Consider the following 20,393-nt stretch of genomic DNA (forward strand, 5'->3'; position numbering starts at 1 on the left):
GGTAATGTCTCTAACTAGTACTTAAAATGCTCGCAAAATTTAGCACCAAGACGACATTTTGTAAAATTGCCTGTCTGCTAGATTTTGAGAGCATTTACAGTTGATGGTAGCTGATTTCATCGCTATGAATAAATCTATCTACCGCTAAATCCTTACCACCCCGATTGGCTAATCGGCGAGTTTCGATCGACATCCAGAGCTACCAATACATCGATCGATTGAGTAATAGCTAGACTCTTTAGGATGTCGATATCGCTCGTCCTGAATTAAATGGATCTGCCTAGATCCATTTAATTATCCTGAATTAAATGGATGTGCTTGTAGCCTAGCTTAATTGTAAAGGTATCGCCTTCCTTGAGACCCATGCCTTTGGTATAAGCAGAACCGATCAGCAACTGACCATTTTTGTGAACGGTTGCTTTATAAGTGGCAACTTTGCCGCGACTATCTCTACTAGTTTCGTCTAATTTGACACCTTTAGCAGCTAGTACCGCATCATAAAAACCAGATAGATCGGTACGGACACCGCCCGATGCTGAAGTTTTTACATAGCCACATTGTTTGGCAGTTTCCCGCTTTGCTAGATGGCCGAGTTCTTTGACTCTTTGGAGTAAAGCCTTACCAGTGAGCGGAGTTTGGGCAGATTCGACTTCAGTTGGAGCTGCGATCGTTGCGGCCACTTTTGCCGATTTTTCGGCTTTTGGGGCTGGTGTAGCTGTCTCGGTTGCGGCGTTTTTACGAGCTTTGGGAGCAGATTCTAATTTAGTTTTAGCCATGATTGAATCAGTTGGATATTAGTTTCATTATGCACTTAATAATTGGCTAAATTACTATTCATGCAAAAATTTTGTCGCTAATCTCTAATTTTGAGGAGACGATAAAGGTAAAAACACTCAAATTTTATCGTTTGGCTTTGTCGCGGCGGGGGGCATTGTCAAGAGCGACTCCAAACTATTTGCCAATTTATTGGCTATTCCCTCGATCCAAGTTTCGTCTTGTTTGGTATAGCTGCGCGGAGCATTTGCGCCCAAGATCGCCACACCTTCAGGTCCTAATGGCTGGCAAATAATCCCTTGAGTGTTGGGTGGTAAATAATCAAATTCAAATCTACCAGGATAGATTTTTGTGTCTACTAAATAAATTGCTTTTTGCTTGCTCAAAACTAAATTGAGAATCGCACCCGGTGTGACTTCGACTTTTGGTGCCAAAACTCCTCGCCGGAGTAAGACTTGCCCGCGATAGTAAATCACGATCGATCGAGTTACTGTATTTGTCAGTAGCAAATGTGATGCCCAAGCTAATTCAGTTTTGAGATCGTCTGGTAAAGTTGGCAACAATTCAAATCCTTCTGTCCCCTCTAAGATTACGCTATCGGGTTGTCGGGGTTGGACTTGTTGCCATAGCAATCCCGTCAAAATCAAGACTGCTGTCAATATTACACCCACAGCATCCGATCGCGCCTGTGAGTCGGTCAATTCTGGAGTCAGTACCCGATTTATCATTAATAAGGTACCTGCGATACTCCCCGCGACGATCGGTACGAGTCTGACAATGCGGTTATTATCTGCTTTCATCCATAGCTCCAGACCTAGATTTTATTAGTTCAAACAGACTAAAATGGTAAACCGGGCACATGAAAATTATAGAGTAGGGCTATGCCCACTCTATTACTTTACACGCTCCGATTTATAACCTTTAACCCCTAGATTTCATCAGGCTCGATAATGCGCTGAAATAAATAACCCGTACCTCTAGCGGTGAGGATGAGTTCGGGATTGCTGGGATCTTCTTCTAACTTGGCGCGGAGCCGAGAAATATGGACATCTACAACTCGCGTATCGACATGACGTTCGGGAGTGTAACCCCAAACTTCTTGCAAGATTTCCGATCGCGAAAAAGCTTCGCCCGATCTACTTACGAGCAGTTCGAGCAGACTAAACTCCATCCCCGTAAGCCGAATCCGTTCGTCACATTTATAAACTTGACGTTTATTAGTGTCGATCTTGATCGTGGCAATCTGGATTACTCCCGAACTAGGAATCCCATTGAGTCCATTCTTATCCACCCGCCGCAATACCGAACGGATTCGCGCTTCCAATTCTTTGGGAGAGAAAGGTTTGACTACATAGTCATCCGCACCCAATTCTAGCCCGGTAATGCGATCGGCGACATCGCCCAACGCCGTGAGCATGATAATCGGCACATCAGATTCTTTGCGTAGCTCCTGACACACCCCATAGCCATCGAGCTTGGGCATCATCACATCGAGCACGACGAGATCGGGGCAGGTTTCGCGAAAAGTTTCTAGGGCTTCTTCCCCATCAGCCGCTGTAACTACATCGTAGCCAATCATGGAGAGGCGAGTTTCTAAAATGCGGCGGATGCTAGCCTCATCATCAACGACCAGAATAGTTTCCTTATGATTTTCCAAGCTTATCAAAGCTCCTATCGTATAGTGGTAATTTTTTTAACGTTAACTTTTAACATCCTAAGATTAAGATTATCATTAATTCCAACTAAATTGGTGCAGTCAAACCCCTTCAGAATCGGAATTGCGTCGATTGCCAGTTAAAATTCTTTAACATTTTTTAACAATTGAGCCTATTTGTCTCATACCATTTTGGATTGTGGATTGTGAATTTTGCGGATGCAACACATACGGAGGTTTCCGACCCATGGCTCGATCGAAGCAAGATTAGGAAAACCTTGCTGCATCTAGAATCTTCTAACTCATCTGTCGCTATTGCTTTTTAAGTTGGGATCGGCTAAAGGCACATCTTTGAATGTTCGCTTCAGTCTGACAGTTTTGAAGTGAAGTTTGAAGATCGCCTCTGACACTCGCCCACCATGTACCCTCTACCTTCTACCCTCTAGATCATGGCAAAACAGCCCCGCACTTCCTATGTTTGTAATGAATGTGGATCGACATCCCCACAATGGTATGGAAAATGCCCGATCTGTAACACTTATGGCTCGCTGATCGAACAACCACCGCCGTCTGCTTCTAGGGGAGTTGGTGTCAAGGCTCCAAATGCTCGATCGAGTGACGAGCAACCGCATCCTCTAGCAGCCCTAACTTTCCCCGAAATTATCGATGGTGAAGAAGAACGCTGGGCTTCTGGGTTTGGCGAACTCGATCGCGTGTTGGGCGGTGGGATCGTACCGGGTTCGCTAGTCTTAATCGGTGGCGATCCAGGGATTGGTAAATCTACCCTGTTGCTTCAGACTGCCAATCTCATGTCCAAACATTATCGAGTATTATATGTTTGCGGCGAAGAATCGGGCAAGCAAGTCAAACTTAGGGCTTCTCGACTGGGAGTTGAAGGCACCAAAGGCGAACTCACTAGCGAGGAAATCGAGGCAAATGGAGCGGCTGAGACACCGAAACAACTAACGGTAGCCGATGGCGCAAATTTATACGTCCAAGCCGAGACAGATTTAGAAGAAATTCTGCGAGAATTAGAATCGCTGCGCCCTCATGTGGCCGTAATCGATAGTATTCAAACAGTCTATTTCCCCGCACTGACATCTGCTGCTGGCTCGGTGGCGCAGGTGCGAGAATGTACCGCAGCGTTGATGAAAGTTGCCAAACGAGAAGACATTACTCTGTTAATTGTCGGACATGTGACCAAAGAAGGGGCGATCGCGGGGCCGAAAGTTCTAGAACATTTAGTCGATACCGTTTTATATTTTGAAGGCGACAGGTTTGCCTCCCATCGTCTCCTGAGATCCACCAAAAATCGCTTTGGAGCCACTCATGAAGTGGGAGTGTTCGAGATGGTCGATCGAGGATTGAGAGAGGTTGACAACCCTTCTGAGCTGTTTGTAGGCGATCGACAAGGGATGGCTCCTGGTACGGCAATTGTCGTTGCTTGCGAAGGAACTAGACCGATCGTGGTCGAGTTACAGGCATTAGTCAGTCCGACTAGCTATCCATCGCCTAGGCGGGCGGGTACGGGCATCGATTACAACCGCCTGACGCAAATTTTGGCAGTACTCGAAAAACGCGTCGGGATTCCACTCTCGAAATTAGATGCTTATGTGGCATCCGCAGGAGGGTTAAATGTCTCCGAACCAGCGGTAGACTTAGGGATGGCGATCGCGATCGTGGCGAGTTTTCGCGATCGAGTGGTGGCTCCCTTTACGATCCTAATCGGTGAAATCGGCCTGGGCGGGCAGGTACGTCAAGTATCACAATTAGAGTTACGCCTCAAAGAAGCAGCGAAATTAGGATTCAAACGCGCGATCGTCCCCAAAGGACATCAAACTTTTCCCGATCTGGGGATGGAAATTATTCCCGTGGGACGAGTAATCGACGCGATCGTCGCTGCCCTTCCCGCCGAGACAGAAGTAGAAGATATCGACGAAGATTGATATTTTGTAGCCTAACAGACACCGAGCGACTGGCACTGTTGGTGTTAAATTAATTGGTAATTGTAGAGATATTCACAAATGAAAAAGAACCAGTTTTGGCAGTATTTAGTTGGTGCGATCGCGATGACACTCTTAATGCCTAGTCTGGCAAGTGCCCATACAGGTGTCGGCGATACTGGCGGATATTGGCATGGATTAATGCACCCGATCGGTGGCTTAGATCATATTCTTGCCATGGTTGCAGTAGGCTTGTGGGCAGCTCAAATGGGCGGGAAGGCGGTGTGGGCGATCCCTGCTGCATTTATGGTAGCAATGGTGGGAAGTAGTCTCATTGCCTATTTTGGCGTACCTTTACCAGGTGTCGAGCAGGGCATTATTGCTTCTGATTTTATTCTTGGCTTATTACTGTTATTTGCCGCTCGATTACCACTGGCTGTTAGTGCTGGAATTGTCGGGATACTAGCTATTTTTCACGGCTACGCTCATGGAGCTGAAATGCCCGAAACTGTGTCAGGGCTGGCTTATGGGGGTGGCTTTCTCATTTCTACGGCATTGCTACATCTAGCTGGAATTGGGATAGGGTTTGCGATCGATCGGTACCAACCTAAATTTCCAGAACGATGGTTTCGGATCGGCGGTGGTGCTGTCGTCCTCGGTGCAGTTTATGTCCTCATCAACCGTTAGTAAACTAGATGCCAAAGGATAGATAGGACGGATGTTAAATTATTAGTATTTGAGAAATATTTGTCGCCCATAAGCTCGATCCGATCTGGATTAGCTCGATCGAGATGACAAAATGGGACTGCGATCTTCTATTCCTGACAAATTGCTCGAATCGAGCGAGCCGAGCCGATATTCGCTCGATCGGTATTCATTTATCCCCTATCCTCTGTCTTGATATGTTTCCAATCGATGATGACAATCCCACTAGAATTACGCCGTTTGTCACCTACACGTTAATTGCCATCAATATCCTCGTATTTATCTACGAGTTGAGCTTTTCCGAACGCGGTTTGACTAACTTTTTCTATCAATGGGCGATCGTGCCGCAGCAACTTACGGGCGCGCTGACTGGAGTTCCTTATCCAATGTTACGCGGCGGCGAACCACCCGAAATTCTAACCTTAGTTACATCACAATTTCTCCACGGTGGCTTCGCACACATTGCCGGAAATATGTTGTTCTTATGGATCTTTGGTAATAACGTCGAAGACCAATTAGGACATCTAAAATTCTTATTCTTTTATCTAACTTGTGGCGTTCTGGCTGGTTTAGCTCAGTGGTTTTTTAGCCAAGGTTCGCAGGTACCATCGCTCGGTGCCAGTGGTGCGATCGCAGGCGTAATGGGAGCATATATCATTCGCTTTCCCAATGTCAGCGTCAGAACGGTAATTCCGATCGGAATTTTCCCATTTTTCACCAGAATTCCGGCTTATTTTTATTTAGGAATCTGGTTTTTTCAACAAGCTTTATACAGCTTTGCAACACTTGGCGCGCGCACTAATGTTGGCATGGAAAATGGCGGTGTTGCTTACTGGGCACATGCAGGTGGATTTGTATTCGGTGCGATTCTCGGCCCAGTTTTGGGACTATTTTCGCGAAGTTCGGAGGCTTGATTTTGGCTTAAATATAACGGTGGGCAATGCCCACCCTACATCTAACTGGATGCGTTACAGGAATTATTGGCATAATGCTCATACCATTTTTTCTGGCTTTCATTTTTGGCTCACACAACGGAAAAACCAACGGCAGTAGTAGTATTCAGTTTCAAAAATCATTGCAGCGATACAAATAAAATGTACATCAAATAATGTCTTGTTATAAAAATTTACGATTAATCAAAGTAAGAAAACGTTCTGGGTTTATAACTTTCACTAGTTCAGTCCCATTAATATATTCATTAAGATCTCCATTCAGGTAAGCTTCTTTTAACTTAGGAGTCCAACCTTCTCCTCCAATAATTAAATAAGCATAAGGAAATTTACCATTACTATTTTTGATGGCATCAATTAACTTAATTATCTCAAAAGGAACTTTCTGCTCGGCGGTTCCGGCTGTCTCTTGCCATTTCTTTGACAAAATCAACCAGCGTAAATCGGGAGTTTCTATCACTCGATCGGGAAGATGCTTTCCCCCACTGATAGTTGGAACTAAAAATGGTGAGTACTCATCTTTAGTTAAGATTCGGTAACCTTGTGCTGGTAATACTGTATCAAAAAGTTGCTCGAATACTTTTCCTGTATTAACACCAATTTTAGACATCGACTGAAAACCCCTTGCACGCTATGACTTCTTTGGCTGGGCGACGATCGCCATTACAAGCGATGCGTCTGGGTGCATCTACTATAGTGTTAGTAAACCCATAATCTCGGTACAAATCGACAATTCGATCGGTTGCTTGATTAGACAAAACAACTTTACCTGGATGTTTTGCCAGCCATTGAGTCAGCCGCACCTGATCGTCCCATTTAAAGTCATCCTGACTATACTTGGTAAATTGCACATCATAGGGTGGATCGGCATAAATGAAATCATCTGGCTCTAATTTTAAGCATTCAAAATCGCCAACCGTAATATCCCATGATTGTAAGGCGGCTTGATATTCGCTAAAATCAGTCGCATAGTTAATTGTTTTATATCGTCCAAAAGGGACATTAAATTCACCACTATTATTAAATCGACATAGGCCATTAAATCCCGTCCGGTTGAGATAGTAGAAAATTTGGGCGGCTTCACTAGATTGAGATTTACCCGCACGAGTTAGTTGATTGAAGCGCGATCGTATTTCATAGTAAAACTCGCGATCGTTTTTCATTTCGATCTCTACTATTAATCCTTGTTGGAGGTGATGATAAAGATTCGCTAAATGGATATTGGCATCATTTAGTAGTGCCCGCTCTGGCTGTAAACCCAAGGCGACAGATAAACTGCCCATGAATGGCTCAACTAAACGATTATTGTCGTTTGGTTGCCATAGTTTTAGCAATGTTGGTAACAGCCATCTTTTACCTCCAGCCCATTTTAGTAAAGGCTTGACCGAGGTTGCAGGAGGAGATGACAGCATAAGTTAGGTGATAATATTGAAGCTAGCAAACACCTTAGCAGAATATCGAGGTTTATTGGGATCGATACGATTTAACAATTTCTGTAAAAGCTGGCAACCCATCCTGGAAGGCTTTTATGTTGCGAGCATTAAGAACTATAAAATTGATTGTTTTTGCTTCTTCGATATATGCTACTGCTTCATGATTGCCGTATCGATCGCCACTAAACCAATAAATTTTAACGATTAGTTTGTCGCCAATCTTTAAATTATTTTTAAAACTTGCTCGATAATTGGGATGACCATTGTTGTGAAAATTTGTTACCAGATTATTTACAACATCTTGGGTATTGCGAATCTTGTTACCACGATCCATTGGCCTAGTATAAATTACGGCCTGACTATTTGCCCAAGATGAATTAGCTGGATAAAATACGAGTGGAACTCCATCCGCTCTCATTGCTTCTGAATCGATCGCCCAACCTTTGGGAGCCGTAAGTGCATAATTATGGTTGTCTCCACTAGCCTTGCCAGAACCGCCTTCAACTTGCGCTTGGATGGGCAATGCCAATCCAAAAATTAAAGTAGAGGCAATTACAATTCTCGAAAATGTAGATTTCATAATATAGTTGGGAACGAGCGCGGTGTATTAAGTATTAAGTAGGGTGGGCTGTGCCCACCACATGGGTTTCAGGTTATTATTATCTAATAATCATCTGTATCCAAAGACTTAAATGGCTGGTAATTTCCAGCCTCATATCTTCTCAATTATTAATTGTCAATTAAGTAGTAATTGTAATCATTTAATGGATAAATAATGATTGAAACCTATTTGGTGGGCACTGCCCACCCTACTGGGACGACAAGCTTAAAAATGTGGGTAAAGCGATCGCTTAAAGTATTACTGGTTGTATTTTTTACGGTTCTGAATGCCCACAATTTTAAGCGTGTCGAGCCACTACTGAATTTCTCTATTAATTGTTAATAAAGTAGTAGTTACAATTACTTAGCAGCTAGATAATGCTCTAAACCTAATTGGTGGGCAGTGCCCACCCTACTGAATTTCTACTGAATTTCTGAATTTTAGTATCAACTATCAACTATCAACTATCAACTAATTAACGCATATCCCCGATCGCACTCATGGCTGTAGCTGCGATCGCTTGTTCGGTGGCTTTGGGAAGATGATGATATTTACCATTAGCTTGTTTGGCTAATTCTTTGGCAAATCCGGTCGAGATAAATTTATTTTCGGTGTCGATAACTAATAATTTAATCCCGATCGATCGAATCCGTGCGGCAATATCTAACAATTCTTGCTTGATATCTGGCTTTTCATCAGGTGGGATAGTATCGCCCAAGGAACGTGCTAGCGGTACATTGCCCCGTCCGTCGGTAATAGCGACGATAACTACTTGTCCGACATCGCCCGAACTTTGGGCGTTAACACCGACCCGCACGGCTTGAGTCAATCCGTGTGCCAGCGGCGAACCACCACCACAGGGAAGCCGTTCGAGGCGGCGTTTGGCCATCGCGATCGATCGAGTCGGGGGTAATAATACCTCAGCTTGTTCGCCTCGGAAGGGAATTAATGCTACTTGGTCGCGATTTTGGTACGCCTCTGTGAGCAGGCGCATCACGGCACCTTTCGCCGACTGCATTCGATTGAGAGCCATCGAACCCGAAGCATCTACTACAAATATTACCAAGGCACCCGATTTACGGGCTAATTTTTTGCCGCGAATATCGCCTTGCTCGACGATCACTTTACGATCTGGTTGCCGCGCTCTGCGTGACTTTTGATAGGGTGCTGCGGCGCGTAATGTGGCATCTACGGCAATTCTGCGGACTTTGCCTTTGGGTAAAATCGGTTTTACATATCTGCCCCGATCTTCCGAAAATACTAGGCTGCGGCTGCCGGATTTGCCCTGTTTTTGTTGGGCAGATTGGGCAAAAGCGAGGATGGTATCGTCTAAGATTACGCCCTCGATATCAAAGACAAATTCTTCGGGAATATTCGGCGGTTCTTCCGGTTGGTCTTCATTTTCCGGCTCGTCGTCGTCATTATCTTCTTCCTGCTCGTCTTGCTCCTGCTCCGACTGGTCTTGAGGCTGCTGTGGCGGCGGTGGTGGTGGGGGGTTTTCCTCCGGTGGGGTTTGAATCACCGTCGCGCGGGGCACGATGACTAGTTCGACTGCGCGCCGCAGATCGTCAGCATTGACATTCGTGCGTCCTTCTAGTGCTGCTGCTGCTTTGGCCACCCGCACGGCAAATAATTCGGCGCGATGCCCCATGACGCCGCCACGGAGGGCTTCGGTGACTAAATATGTAATCTGCTCTTGAGTAATCTGGACGTCTTTAAGCCATTCTCGCGCTAGCAGAATTTGGGTTTTGAGGTTATCGATTTCTTCGGTATATTGGGTCAGAAAAGCTTGGGGCGAGGAAGAATAAGAAATTGCTTGACCGACGGCTTGCACGCGTTGGTCGATATCCAAGACGCCATCAGCCGATAGGGAAATTGCAATCCGATCGAGTAAATGCTCTCTTAATGCACCTTCTTCGGGATTATAGGTGGCAATCAGTAAAGGTTTACACGGATGTTGGAAGCTAATCCCTTCGCGTTCGATTTGGTTGCGCCCATCAGTGAGGACGCCCAGGAGGAGGTTAGCAATCTGGTCTTCAAGGAGGTTAATTTCATCGATATATAAAACTCCCCGATGCGCTTGTGCCAATAGTCCTGGCTGAAATACCGAGGCTCCCGCCTGTACTGATTTATCCAAATCTACGGAACCCAATAGCCGATCCTCCGTCACGCCTAAAGGAATTTGGACGAAGGGAGTTGGCACGATTTTGGTCTGTAATTCTAGATTGGGATCTGATGCCCGCATGGCTGACAAACTATCGTCCCACTCGCTGGGAGCCTGCGGATCGCAGTTGCTGATGCCGCCAACGGCAATTTCGATCGGGGGTAAGAGCGAATGAATTGCCCGTGCCATGACCGATTTAGCCGTACCGCGACCGCCAGCGATCGCGACTCCTCCCAAGGTTGGATCGACAGCGGCCAGTAGCAGTGCTATTTTGATAGCTTCTTGTCCTACTACCGCACTCAGAGGAAAGGCATTAATGTTGGAGGTGGCGATCGCTGTTGACATTGTAATTTAGATTCTGCTTGGGGATAGCCTCTTCGGGAGTGCCAGGGCGCGAGTAGCCTTGCGATGGGATCGCTCGGCTCTTGTAGATCTAAATTATCTCATATTAAGCACTTGGAACCGATCGGGGTCGCGATCGGTCACATATTGCATCTAGATATACTCTACATATTTTCTTGCCCTATGTTAATTTAGGCAATTCAGTGGGCACAATTTAACTAGCATATTTATTTTCATGAATATGTTGTAAAGATAGATTGTCGCGTAAGCGTAGATCGATGTTAGCGATTTTAGATCGGCCAATGGGTACAATTGAAGATATCATTCTCTATACCGATCGACAGTACAAATTGTCGATTAGAAAGTGTAGATTCTGGCGATGTAAACGTTGGTACTGAAGTAGCATCTCTACTGTGGTTACCAATAAATGTGTTCGGCCTTCAACTCTCAACCGCTCTCTCTAGCTTAAATCTATTATCCGTAACTTCTAACTTTGAAATCAGATCCGACCGTCATCAATTTTGATGGCAATACCGATCCGTCGATAATCTAACTTTAGATTAGCTAAATTGATGATTGCAAGTTCGATTGTATCCTTGCCAATATTAGGCATCAAAAGTATACTCGGACTAGCTCTTGATTGAGCGATCTGACTGACGATGCTCGCCACGATCGTGTTAATATTTAGGAAAATATACGAAGTATAATAACGTTGAATTTAAATCGACGTTTTAGTTCGGACTTCGAGTACACGCGATCGGATCTCCAAATTAGCTACAAGAAATTTACACATCAGCTCATTAAAATATTCGGGAAATCTCAATATGAAGCGATTAATGTGGTACGTCGGCTGCTGTATGATGCCTCTGTATAGTGCATCAGCTACCTACGCTAGCCCAGAAATAAAATCCGGTAATAACACCATTGCGACTGGTAACGCAGCTAGTTTGGGTAGACTCTCCAGTACGGATTACCCCGCACCCACGACAGCTCCCACAATCGCCAACAATCTTCTCGGGCAGGTGCCCCCACCCCCACCAACTCCAACCGACGCGCCCACAACGCCAGCACCAGCAGCAACTCCGAGCGATTCAGAAACCCAGGAAATTCAGAGACAGCTCGACGAGCTAAAAAATGCTCCTCAAGACAACGCCAACACTTTTCAGCCCAAATCTTCTCCAGCCTTTTCGATTTTTAACCCGATTGGCTTTGGTGCTGATAAAAACCTTGTCTTTTTATCTGTAAGTTACCAAAATCGTACTAGATTTGGGAATGTTTCTGATGGTGAAGCGGGGATCGGGATTGGTTTAGGCGATGCGGTCAACTCGGTCGGAGCCGAACTATCTTACAGTCTCAATAGCTTTGGTTCTAGTGGCGGATTTGGTAGCGGTGCCTTCAACGCCAAACTGCACAAACGGGTCGGCGAAGATGCGGCTGTAGCGATTGGTTGGAACCAATTTGCCAAAGTTCAATTCGATCGTGGGGCATCTGACTCAGGGTGAACGCATCAAAATCGGGTGTAATTCGATCGATCAAAACTAGAATAGCTAACTCAATCGTACTTACTAACTAATTGCACTTATTACAATGCCAATTGAAACTAAAATCAAACATGAGATCCGATTAATTTAATTTAGTGTAGCAGAAAGCTCGACCAACTCATTAGTCAAGCCGAGATTAATTAGTGCAAATAAATTACAAAATAGCTTCTAAAAGTTCAGTTGAATATTCTTCGTCAAGTGTCGCCAAGAATCTCTTACTTCTAACACTTAACTTTCGACTTTTATTTTCACTAATTATGTTAACTGCTATATGTCGTAAAATCGCAAAATTAGCTGGAGCATTATCTTTCCTAATTCGACTATCATCTTCTTTAAAAGCAACATCAAGCACCCAGTGAAGAGAATTTTCTATCGACCAATGACTTCTAATTCCCTCTGCTAATTTTTGAGCATCGCTCTCTAGACTACTGATAAAATAACGAGTTTCTACACTCGTCTTTCCGCCGACAACTCGAACTGATTCTACCATGCCAATACTAGTTAACTTTTTCCATTTTTGCAGTGGATCTATTTGCTCCGCAACATCTGTTATCATTAAATAATTACGAATTTCTTCTCTACCTCTATTCATCTCTCTACTGTTGAAGCTACTCAGGTTGAGGTCTTTTCCCTGAGTTTCAATTGCTTGTTTAAATAGCTGCTTTACTTGTTTGTACAAGGTCGGTTGATTCTTTTTTACAGCAATTACATAATCTGCATCTTTTTCGACGATTTTTTTGACTATTTCTCTTTGACATCCCATTGCGTCGATGGTAACGATACATCCTGCTAAATCCAAGATTTGAATCAGTTCGGGAAGTGCTGTGATTTCATTAGATTTTCCTTCTACTTTCTTTTGACCTAATACTAATCTATTACTTGCAGCCCAGGCACTGACTGTATTAATTACACCTTGACCATTCTTTTCATCTCCTGAGTTTCGAGATTGTTTTCCATCAAAGGCAATTATTTCTCCTGCGGTTATTTTACTTATTCCTTTAATCCAACTCAGGAATGATTTATTAAATTCATCAGGATTAATTTGTGAAAATACTCTAGCAAATGTATCATGAGATGGGATTCCATTCGGTAGTTCTAGGAACTTTTCTAACCATTTTTTTCTGGCTATACCATACATTTCTATATCTATCCATCCGTCCGCCCCACATACTACAGCACAAATGGAGATCGTGATGATGTCGATTAGTTTATGTTTTTTTCCACGTTCAATCCTAATGTCTTCTATGTCGTCAAAGTGTTCTGCGATACTATGCTTAGGCTTCAGCTTCATTTTACATGATATTAGTTCCAAATCAACTTAACACAATTAATTAGCTAAAGCTATCGACGGGTATAGATTTCACATCTTTGATGAATCAAATTTACATCTAGTTTCTAAGTGTTTTTAATAATATAAGATTTAAGTGCGTTCACCCTGGCATCTGACTATCCTAACAACTCATATTACTTAGTCGGTACCAAAATCTTGCGGACTGTCGATGATATCAATCAACCCTTCAGCCGCTTGGCATTAACTGCTGGGGTCGGTAGTGGTGTATTCTTACCATTCGAGCGCAATGCTAGTCTCGATCGCGGTGGACTCAATGTCTTTGGCTCGGTCGGCGTGCGGGTTGCCAGACCAGTCAGCGCAGTCGTTGAGTGGACTGGTTCAGATCTAGCCGCAGGCGTATCGGTAGCCCCATTCGATAACTTCCCCTTGGTCATTACACCTGCCGTTCGGGATATTACTGGAGCTGGTGACGGAGCTAGATTCATTTTAGGTGCTAGCTTAGCTTTCAATTTCTAAAAGTTGTGAGACAATTACCACATAATGGTAATTATTTATAGTCCGAAACTGTTTCCAAGATCGATAATTCACTATCAAGCAAGGCTCAATGTCAATGCTAAATATTTCTAAATTTCCAGCAGTAATTTTTGGCTGTAGCGCGATTGTTACAGCATCGTTAGTTGGTTTCGCTGGCTCTGCCGCAGCTCAAACCAATGTCGGTAATCTAAGTAATGGTTCTGGTACCAACGTCACTACCACAACTGGGGGTAGTATTCCTTCGACGAGTACCCCTGGGGGAATATCTCCAGCCACCACTGCTAGAATCAATACTTTCAGTCAAAACATTCCGGTTCTTCAGAATAATGTTAGTCAAGCACGAGCAGCAGTAAATCAACTTACATCAGTTACCGCACCGCCACCAGATACTAGTCCAGTTCGGTTTTCGGTAGACAAAGGCGTTGCCGATCTCGCCAGTTGTGGTTGTCCCGATGCCAATGCTATCGGTTCGACAACTCCCACTACCCCTAGCCCCGAATTAGTAGCAGCCAGAGAAGCTGAGGCTAAAGCCGAAGCAGAACTCGCGGCGGCCAAAGCTGAAGCGCGTCAGTTTATCGAATCTGTCAAGAGCGAGAAGAGTGCTACTTCGAGAACTGTAGATACCTCCTTGTGGTAAACAGTGCCAGTTAACCCCTAAAAGTTGCAGTCCCAATCGAAGGGCGAGCCTAAATATTGCCCTTCGATCCTAACTTTATTCATCGCCAGTCACTGCGGACGACTTCGACGATCGTGCATCGACTATTAGCAAGTTAAACTCGAAAAACATGAAAACAATATCTAAATTCCAGCAACTAGCGATCGGTTGTGCGACCGTCGCGACAGCAGCATTCGGTAGCCTCATCCCATCTGCTAGTGCTGCCGAACAATTTAACAATCAAACCATTCAATTCAACCGCGATACAATTATTGAATTTCAATTTCTGAAATCTAATAATGCCGCTCAATCGACTTTTGGTGTCTTGAACCTGGCAACTGGCGAAAAAACCCCCCTCATCAATGAAGCTCGCGCTCAAGACCGTCCTGGTCGAAACTTTGCAGGTACCGCTGGTAAAGCGGTGAGAAAGCCATTTGCTGAATTTACCTTCAAGTCAGGTACTCCCTATACCCTTTACCTAGAGTCAAATATCAGAGGTAAAGGCACGACTACCGTTTACTCAGTTCCCGAAAGAAATGGTGGCGCGCAGCTAGCTAGATTTGATAACGATGCGACAGCATTAGGCACCCAAGGCGTCAGAATCGGTTGGAACGATGGTACTTCCAGCCGAGGCGGTTTCAATCAGTTCCTCGTCATTGCTGGTGGTGGCATCGGCTGTCCTTGTAAGCCAAGTCCGTCTTTAACTACGCCACTACCTCCTGAAGTACCTCCCACCAGAAATAACGCACCTAGCGGTCGCGGTTAATTTTTGACTAAATAAATACTTCAAATCGGGGCTGAAACAGGGTTGTTTCGGCCCCGATTTTAGTAATAGCAAGAGATCGACCTAGCCAAACGTAGTTAAAGATTCAACAACCAGCCAAAAAATTGGCACAATTAAAGAATAAGAATTATTACCAATCGCTGACTGCAATATGAAACTGTCAAGACTAGGTTATTCGATCGCGGCAATCGCTTTGATAATTGCGACATTCTTGCCTTTACCAGCACTAGCAGCGGTACCAACAGCCGCAATTGCTGCCGATAATAGCGGCAATAGTTTCGTGAGTAAAGCCGTCGAGCAAGTTGGCTCGGCAGTAGTAAGAATCGACACCGAGCGGACGATTACGCGGCGACTAGACCCATTTTTTGGAGATGAAGCTCTGACGGGATTGCCCCAACAGCAACTATTACGCGGCCAAGGTTCTGGCTTTATTATCGATCGAGATGGCGTAATTTTAACTAACGCACATGTAGTCGATCGAGCCGACAAGGTGACGGTGATTCTTAAAGACGGTCGCAGTTTTAAGGGTAAAGTGCGAGGAGTCGATGCAGTCACCGATCTGGCAGTCATTCAGGTCAGCGGTGCCAAAAATCTCCCTGTGGCTGAATTGGGTGACTCGGATATCGTCAAAGTCGGCGATTGGGCGATTGCCGTCGGTAACCCATTCGGATTAGACAATACTGTCACGCTAGGGATAGTCAGCACGCTCAAACGTGCCAGTTCCACCGTCGGTATGACCGACAAACGCCTCGATTTCATTCAAACCGATGCGGCAATCAATCCAGGCAATTCTGGCGGCCCCTTGCTCAATGGTAAAGGAGAAGTAATCGGTATCAATACTGCCATCCGTGCCGATGCGATCGGCATTGGCTTCGCGATTCCCATCAACAAAGCCAAAACGATTTCGACTCAATTAGCACGCGGTGAAAAAGTTTCTCACCCCTATCTCGGCGTCCAAATGGTCACTCTCACCCCAGAAATCGCCGCTGAGAATAATAACGATCCTAATGCTCTATTCCAAATTCCCCCAGTTAATGGGGTGCTAGTGGTCAAAGTGCTGCCGAATACAGCCGCATCTGTCGCTGGAATGCGCCGAGGCGATACCATTCTCGAAGTTGATGGCGAAGCAATTCACGATGCCAATCAATTGCAAAATGTGATGGAAAACAGCCGTGTCAGCCAATTACTTCAAGTTCGCATTTTACGAGATGGCAAAGATCGGATCGTGAAGGTTATTCCTAAAGACTTAATTGACGAGCAGAATTGAGGCTTTAGGCTTTAGGCTTTAGGGGCAATTTCTGAATTGCCCCTGCATGTTGAGAGAATTGAAAAATTATTAACATCCAAATTAGATTTAAATCTATAAAAGTTATTTAAGATCTGTAGGGACGGGTTTATGAGATCGATATCGCTTGTAACCTGAGTTCGATGAGGCATAGCCTCATCGAACTCAGATGTGACAACATGTTCAGCTTAATAGCAAATTTTATGTAAATTTTGGCACGATAAAACCCATCATTAAGATGATTAATGATTGAAAATATTGAGTTAAGTTAATAAATAAATAATCGGCTAAATAGGAACAATACTAAAGAAGTTTTGAGCAGGCTCATCTAGCTTCAAACTCGGCTTTTTAGGTTGATGAGTATAAGCAATTAATGCTGTAATCAGATTTAGCATGAAATTATGCAAGCTCCGATGGCGAGAATGGACTAAATAACAAATATTTTTTAACTGGTCATTTACCGTTTCAATCAGCGAGCGTTTCCGAAGTGATATTTTGTCATCCATCAAGATGAGCTTGTTTTTCATATTAGATTTTAGTGGCGTAATTAGCTGCAATCCTTTATTTAATAATTCTTCAAATAGTTCTTTCTTAATATATCCTTTGTCTCCAAATATTTTTCCTGATATTCCCTGTGTCATTGATGGCAAATGTGTGCGGTCATCGACATTGCCAGGTGTGATTTTGCAGCTTAATATCTCTCCGCAATCATTAATAATTAAATGAAGCTTGAATCCAAAGTACCATCCCATAGAACTCTTACTCAGCTTGGCAGTTTCTTTGAAAACCTTATTTCTTTTAATTCTTTTTGGGTGACAAACTGGAATAGCCGTGCTATCCACGAAACTAATTCCAGTCACCTTACCTTGACGAGAGTTGAGATAATAAAGGCAAGCTATTAAAACATTTGGCATCAACTCCACCATTCTATTGTAACTAACCAACTTTGGAAAATAATCAGTTAAGTTTTGACAAACATTTTTGAGGTAATAATCCTTAAATGTTCGATAGCTTGACTGATGGAAATGAATAGAAATAGTCATGACCTCGCTCAGTGATAGGCCGCAGCGTTTTGGTAAGCTATTACCGTTGGCAGGGAAAGATATTGATGAAAAAGTTGCTAGCCAATCTTGGCAGAAATCATCTATTTCACAAAATAGTTCGGTTAAGTCCATCATCTAAGTGTGGTTTTCTAATATATATATTAATTTAACCAGAATCAGAGATTATACATAAGGGTTGCAATGCTATTTGTACTTTTATTTGCCGACCGCTCCTCAGAACTTTTAATAACTTATTAATTGTTAATTATTTGTAATTATCGATCGACGTTTTACTTCCAAGTCATTATCAATAATCAAAGCTTATTGATAATGACTTGGAAATATCTCATTTTAATAATTGATGTTTATGACTCAAGCACAGTCAGAGACTTGATTTGATGATGAGGCACAGCCTCATCGAACTCAGGTTTGTACTAAAAATTTAATTCAAACCCGCCCTCCCCCACAAATAAACGATCGCATATCATTCCCCACACATTCCGACGAATAATCTGTGACTGCTGGTGGGGATGGGCGGGTTTGTTTGAGATTTCTAGAATTTATCGATGGTTATATGCATAAACCCGCCCCTACAAATTTGTGTCGATAAAGATATTGACTAAATTCGTTCGAGTCCAGCTCGAACGACAAAATCAAATTAAACGATCGTTATCTAAAATATTTAAAAGATATACTATCTAATTAGCTTTTGCAAAACATTAAAAACAGACCTGTGCAACCAACTCAAGCAATCATTATCTTTGTTTGATTTCAGTCGCTGATGACTACCAGCATCATAAATTTTATTTTTTATGTGCTGTGTTTTCTTGGTTGTTGAATACTGTTTTGGTTTGGCTGTTTGTAATCTTTTTAGCCTAGCAGTTTGATATCTTACTAATTCTTGAATAGAAGGTTGAAGTGGATTTAGTCGCAAACTTTCTTGATAAGCTATAATTGCTCGTTGAATTTCATTTTTCTTGAGATATAAGTTTCCAATCAAACGGTGTACGTCAGCGTCATTGGGATACAATGATAATAATAGATGCACAGTTTTCGTAGCTTCTGAAAATAAGCGCAGTTTAAGTAAAGCTGTAAATTGTATTTTTAAGCAAGAGACTTCTTCTGGATCGAGTTCTAATCCGCGTTTTGTTGACTCTATCGCTTCTTGCCATCGATTTTGGTCGCTATAAACTTCTGCTTGATGAGCGAAATAATAGGCGACTTGTGGATTAAGCTTAATGGCAATAGCAATCGATTTCTCTGCTCTGTCTGGCAAGTGACGTCTTTGATAAGCAATTGTTAAAATGAAATAGTTGTAGCTATTGTTTGGATCTAATGCCACTGCTTGTCGGGCAGCCTCGATCGACGACAGCTCAATTCGTTGAGTATAGCCATAAACTAGTGACAATAGAGCATATGCTTCAGCACATTTTGGGTCGATGGATAGATACTGTTTGAGTAACATTTCTGCTTGCTCGTAGCGTCCCATCTGAGCCAACAAGCAAGCGCGATCGAGTAATTCTATTGGATTCGGTGAATCGCTCATAAAATAAATCCGAGATAGATTTATTAAATATACCCAGGATCGATCGATACAATACTTTTTTAATCTAAGACTTACCTCGCCTCCATCAAATTAGCCCTACTCCCAATCTCCGCCATCTGCACACTCATATCGATCCCCCCAAAGAGCTATATTCAGAACCGCCCAATTTAAGTTGAAGCTCGAAGCGGATCGCGACGTAATGTGTAGAGCGTTAGTAAAATAAATAAACCAGTTCCCACTATATATTTAACCGGACTAGGAATAAATTCTTGCGGTGAAATGAAACCTTCGATCGCGCCAGCAATCAGTAACATGGGGACTAACCCCATCACTAATTGGGCAGCCTGTAAACCATAAATGCGTAGGGCATCTCGCCGACGGTAGCGACCGGGAAATAACAGTCCTCTAGCAATTAATAAACCAGCACCGCCAGCAATAAAAATTGCAGGTAACTCTAACGAACCGTGGGGAAAAACAAATGCCCAAAATGGATAAGCTAGACCATTTTGACCGACTAATGTAGCGATCGCACCAATTAATAACCCATTATAAAACAGGGCATAAATCGTCCAGATCCCTGCTAATATTCCGCCGCCGACCATCCGAAAACAAACGCTGAGATTATTAATCGCGATACTACTAGCTGCAAAAGGTTCGGTACCTAAGATCGAACCCATCCAAAGTTGGCCGCGATCGCGTACTTTTTCAATTAGCGATTGTGGGACTATGAGCGACATAAAACTCGCATCTTGCCATGCAAACCACCAGGCGATCAGTCCGCCAATTAAAAAGATCGCAAAGGCAATTGCTGTATACCCCCAAGTATCCCGCAATACCTGCGGTAAACCCCACAGATAGAAATCGATCGCGCCGCGTAATTCTTGCCGCCTAGAACCGCGATAGATCTGACTGTAGCCGCGAGTTGTGAGTGCTTGGAGTTCTTGGACGATCGTTTCGCCAATTTGGTTGGTATTGGCACGCGCCAAATCTGCGGCTACCGATCGATATAGGCTAGCCAGCGTGCCGATTTCTTTCGCACTTAAAGATTTCATCCCGCGCTGTTGGGCGCGTTGGAGCAGAGTATCGAGTTCTTGCCATTGCCCTTGGCGGCGTGCGATCCAGCGTTGAATATTCATCGGGGAGTAGAG

At 43.7% G+C, this 20,393-nt stretch carries 20 protein-coding genes; 8 read left to right on the forward strand and 12 right to left on the reverse strand.

Annotated elements, in window-relative coordinates; all coding sequences use genetic code 11:
* Positions 1-290 precede the first annotated feature (290 nt).
* The 3 genes from CHA6605_RS18350 to rpaB all read right to left on the reverse strand — a co-directional run bounded on the left by CHA6605_RS18350 (position 291) and on the right by rpaB (position 2,431).
* Positions 291-776 carry an AbrB family transcriptional regulator gene (locus tag CHA6605_RS18350; RefSeq protein ID WP_015160900.1) on the reverse strand — a complete coding sequence of 162 codons (486 nt, stop codon included), beginning with the start codon at positions 774-776 and terminating at the stop codon, positions 291-293.
* A gap of 117 nt (positions 777-893) precedes the next feature.
* Positions 894-1,574 carry a cofactor assembly of complex C subunit B gene (locus tag CHA6605_RS18355; protein ID WP_015160901.1) on the reverse strand — a complete coding sequence of 227 codons (681 nt, stop codon included), beginning with the start codon at positions 1,572-1,574 and terminating at the stop codon, positions 894-896.
* A 128-nt stretch (positions 1,575-1,702) separates the two neighbouring features.
* Entirely contained in the window at positions 1,703-2,431 is a 729-nt protein-coding gene (gene rpaB / locus CHA6605_RS18360; protein WP_015160902.1) for a response regulator transcription factor RpaB, read from the reverse strand.
* A gap of 446 nt (positions 2,432-2,877) precedes the next feature.
* Between rpaB and radA the strand changes: the two genes are divergently transcribed.
* From radA to CHA6605_RS18375, 3 genes are all read left to right on the forward strand, one after another.
* A complete protein-coding gene (gene radA / locus CHA6605_RS18365) occupies positions 2,878-4,374 on the forward strand; it encodes a DNA repair protein RadA (RefSeq protein WP_015160903.1) in 1,497 nt (498 codons plus the stop codon).
* A gap of 78 nt (positions 4,375-4,452) precedes the next feature.
* Positions 4,453-5,058: a HupE/UreJ family protein gene (locus CHA6605_RS18370; protein ID WP_015160904.1), complete on the forward strand. Its 606-nt coding sequence runs from the start codon at positions 4,453-4,455 to the stop codon at positions 5,056-5,058.
* Positions 5,059-5,273: 215 nt separating this feature from the next.
* Positions 5,274-5,990 (forward strand): rhomboid family intramembrane serine protease, encoded by a 717-nt coding sequence (locus CHA6605_RS18375; RefSeq protein WP_015160905.1) that lies wholly within the window; start codon positions 5,274-5,276, stop codon positions 5,988-5,990.
* Between the two features lie 202 nt (positions 5,991-6,192).
* On the opposite strand, the gene CHA6605_RS18380 is transcribed toward CHA6605_RS18375, so the two are convergent.
* From CHA6605_RS18380 to CHA6605_RS34340, 5 genes are all read right to left on the reverse strand, one after another.
* Entirely contained in the window at positions 6,193-6,636 is a 444-nt protein-coding gene (locus tag CHA6605_RS18380; protein ID WP_015160906.1) for a PD-(D/E)XK nuclease superfamily protein, read from the reverse strand.
* Entirely contained in the window at positions 6,629-7,438 is an 810-nt protein-coding gene (locus tag CHA6605_RS18385; RefSeq protein ID WP_015160907.1) for a DNA adenine methylase, read from the reverse strand. The genes CHA6605_RS18380 and CHA6605_RS18385 overlap by 8 nt, the downstream gene beginning before the upstream one ends.
* Before the next feature lie 52 nt (positions 7,439-7,490).
* Entirely contained in the window at positions 7,491-8,039 is a 549-nt protein-coding gene (locus tag CHA6605_RS18390) for a hypothetical protein (RefSeq protein WP_015160908.1), read from the reverse strand.
* A 496-nt stretch (positions 8,040-8,535) separates the two neighbouring features.
* Positions 8,536-10,569, reverse strand: a complete 2,034-nt coding sequence (bchD, locus tag CHA6605_RS18395) for a magnesium chelatase ATPase subunit D (protein WP_015160910.1) — start codon at positions 10,567-10,569, stop codon at positions 8,536-8,538.
* 496 nt (positions 10,570-11,065) lie between these two features.
* Positions 11,066-11,236 (reverse strand): hypothetical protein, encoded by a 171-nt coding sequence (locus CHA6605_RS34340; RefSeq protein WP_157260032.1) that lies wholly within the window; start codon positions 11,234-11,236, stop codon positions 11,066-11,068.
* A 154-nt stretch (positions 11,237-11,390) separates the two neighbouring features.
* On the opposite strand from CHA6605_RS34340, the gene CHA6605_RS31800 reads away from it, so the two are divergent.
* Complete coding sequence (locus tag CHA6605_RS31800; protein WP_015160912.1) at positions 11,391-12,068, forward strand: hypothetical protein; 678 nt, start codon at positions 11,391-11,393, stop codon at positions 12,066-12,068.
* A gap of 193 nt (positions 12,069-12,261) precedes the next feature.
* Here CHA6605_RS31800 and CHA6605_RS18405 read toward each other — a convergent pair whose 3' ends face one another.
* A complete protein-coding gene (locus tag CHA6605_RS18405; RefSeq protein WP_015157748.1) occupies positions 12,262-13,398 on the reverse strand; it encodes an ISAs1 family transposase in 1,137 nt (378 codons plus the stop codon).
* A gap of 195 nt (positions 13,399-13,593) precedes the next feature.
* Between CHA6605_RS18405 and CHA6605_RS18410 the strand changes: the two genes are divergently transcribed.
* The 4 genes from CHA6605_RS18410 to CHA6605_RS18425 all read left to right on the forward strand — a co-directional run bounded on the left by CHA6605_RS18410 (position 13,594) and on the right by CHA6605_RS18425 (position 16,638).
* Positions 13,594-13,914, forward strand: coding sequence for a hypothetical protein (locus CHA6605_RS18410; protein WP_051038928.1), 321 nt, complete (start codon positions 13,594-13,596; stop codon positions 13,912-13,914).
* A 94-nt stretch (positions 13,915-14,008) separates the two neighbouring features.
* Complete coding sequence (locus CHA6605_RS18415; protein ID WP_015160913.1) at positions 14,009-14,569, forward strand: hypothetical protein; 561 nt, start codon at positions 14,009-14,011, stop codon at positions 14,567-14,569.
* A gap of 148 nt (positions 14,570-14,717) precedes the next feature.
* On the forward strand, positions 14,718-15,353 hold the full coding sequence (locus tag CHA6605_RS31805) for a hypothetical protein (protein ID WP_015160914.1): 636 nt from the start codon (positions 14,718-14,720) through the stop codon (positions 15,351-15,353).
* Positions 15,354-15,522: 169 nt separating this feature from the next.
* On the forward strand, positions 15,523-16,638 hold the full coding sequence (locus tag CHA6605_RS18425) for an HhoA/HhoB/HtrA family serine endopeptidase (RefSeq protein WP_015160915.1): 1,116 nt from the start codon (positions 15,523-15,525) through the stop codon (positions 16,636-16,638).
* A gap of 305 nt (positions 16,639-16,943) precedes the next feature.
* On the opposite strand, the gene CHA6605_RS18430 is transcribed toward CHA6605_RS18425, so the two are convergent.
* The 3 genes from CHA6605_RS18430 to CHA6605_RS18440 form a co-directional block, all read right to left on the reverse strand.
* On the reverse strand, positions 16,944-17,831 hold the full coding sequence (locus CHA6605_RS18430) for an IS982 family transposase (RefSeq protein ID WP_015329006.1): 888 nt from the start codon (positions 17,829-17,831) through the stop codon (positions 16,944-16,946).
* A 562-nt stretch (positions 17,832-18,393) separates the two neighbouring features.
* Positions 18,394-19,245: a tetratricopeptide repeat protein gene (locus tag CHA6605_RS18435; RefSeq protein ID WP_015160916.1), complete on the reverse strand. Its 852-nt coding sequence runs from the start codon at positions 19,243-19,245 to the stop codon at positions 18,394-18,396.
* 167 nt (positions 19,246-19,412) lie between these two features.
* Complete coding sequence (locus CHA6605_RS18440; RefSeq protein ID WP_015160917.1) at positions 19,413-20,381, reverse strand: stage II sporulation protein M; 969 nt, start codon at positions 20,379-20,381, stop codon at positions 19,413-19,415.
* Positions 20,382-20,393 lie beyond the last annotated feature (12 nt).

It is taken from the genome of Chamaesiphon minutus PCC 6605, from assembly GCF_000317145.1.
GTDB lineage: Bacteria > Cyanobacteriota > Cyanobacteriia > Cyanobacteriales > Chamaesiphonaceae > Chamaesiphon > Chamaesiphon minutus.

Coding starts and splice junctions, on each gene's coding strand:
- CHA6605_RS18350 (WP_015160900.1), bottom strand. CDS start 776: ATGGCTAAAACTAAATTAGAATCTGCTCCCAAAGCTCGTAAAAACGCC.
- CHA6605_RS18355 (WP_015160901.1), bottom strand. CDS start 1,574: ATGAAAGCAGATAATAACCGCATTGTCAGACTCGTACCGATCGTCGCG.
- radA (WP_015160903.1), top strand. CDS start 2,878: ATGGCAAAACAGCCCCGCACTTCCTATGTTTGTAATGAATGTGGATCG.
- CHA6605_RS18370 (WP_015160904.1), top strand. CDS start 4,453: ATGAAAAAGAACCAGTTTTGGCAGTATTTAGTTGGTGCGATCGCGATG.
- CHA6605_RS18375 (WP_015160905.1), top strand. CDS start 5,274: ATGTTTCCAATCGATGATGACAATCCCACTAGAATTACGCCGTTTGTC.
- CHA6605_RS18380 (WP_015160906.1), bottom strand. CDS start 6,636: ATGTCTAAAATTGGTGTTAATACAGGAAAAGTATTCGAGCAACTTTTT.
- CHA6605_RS18385 (WP_015160907.1), bottom strand. CDS start 7,438: ATGCTGTCATCTCCTCCTGCAACCTCGGTCAAGCCTTTACTAAAATGG.
- CHA6605_RS18390 (WP_015160908.1), bottom strand. CDS start 8,039: ATGAAATCTACATTTTCGAGAATTGTAATTGCCTCTACTTTAATTTTT.
- bchD (WP_015160910.1), bottom strand. CDS start 10,569: ATGTCAACAGCGATCGCCACCTCCAACATTAATGCCTTTCCTCTGAGT.
- CHA6605_RS31800 (WP_015160912.1), top strand. CDS start 11,391: ATGAAGCGATTAATGTGGTACGTCGGCTGCTGTATGATGCCTCTGTAT.
- CHA6605_RS18405 (WP_015157748.1), bottom strand. CDS start 13,398: ATGAAGCTGAAGCCTAAGCATAGTATCGCAGAACACTTTGACGACATA.
- CHA6605_RS18415 (WP_015160913.1), top strand. CDS start 14,009: ATGCTAAATATTTCTAAATTTCCAGCAGTAATTTTTGGCTGTAGCGCG.
- CHA6605_RS31805 (WP_015160914.1), top strand. CDS start 14,718: ATGAAAACAATATCTAAATTCCAGCAACTAGCGATCGGTTGTGCGACC.
- CHA6605_RS18425 (WP_015160915.1), top strand. CDS start 15,523: ATGAAACTGTCAAGACTAGGTTATTCGATCGCGGCAATCGCTTTGATA.
- CHA6605_RS18430 (WP_015329006.1), bottom strand. CDS start 17,831: ATGGACTTAACCGAACTATTTTGTGAAATAGATGATTTCTGCCAAGAT.
- CHA6605_RS18435 (WP_015160916.1), bottom strand. CDS start 19,245: ATGAGCGATTCACCGAATCCAATAGAATTACTCGATCGCGCTTGCTTG.
- CHA6605_RS18440 (WP_015160917.1), bottom strand. CDS start 20,381: ATGAATATTCAACGCTGGATCGCACGCCGCCAAGGGCAATGGCAAGAA.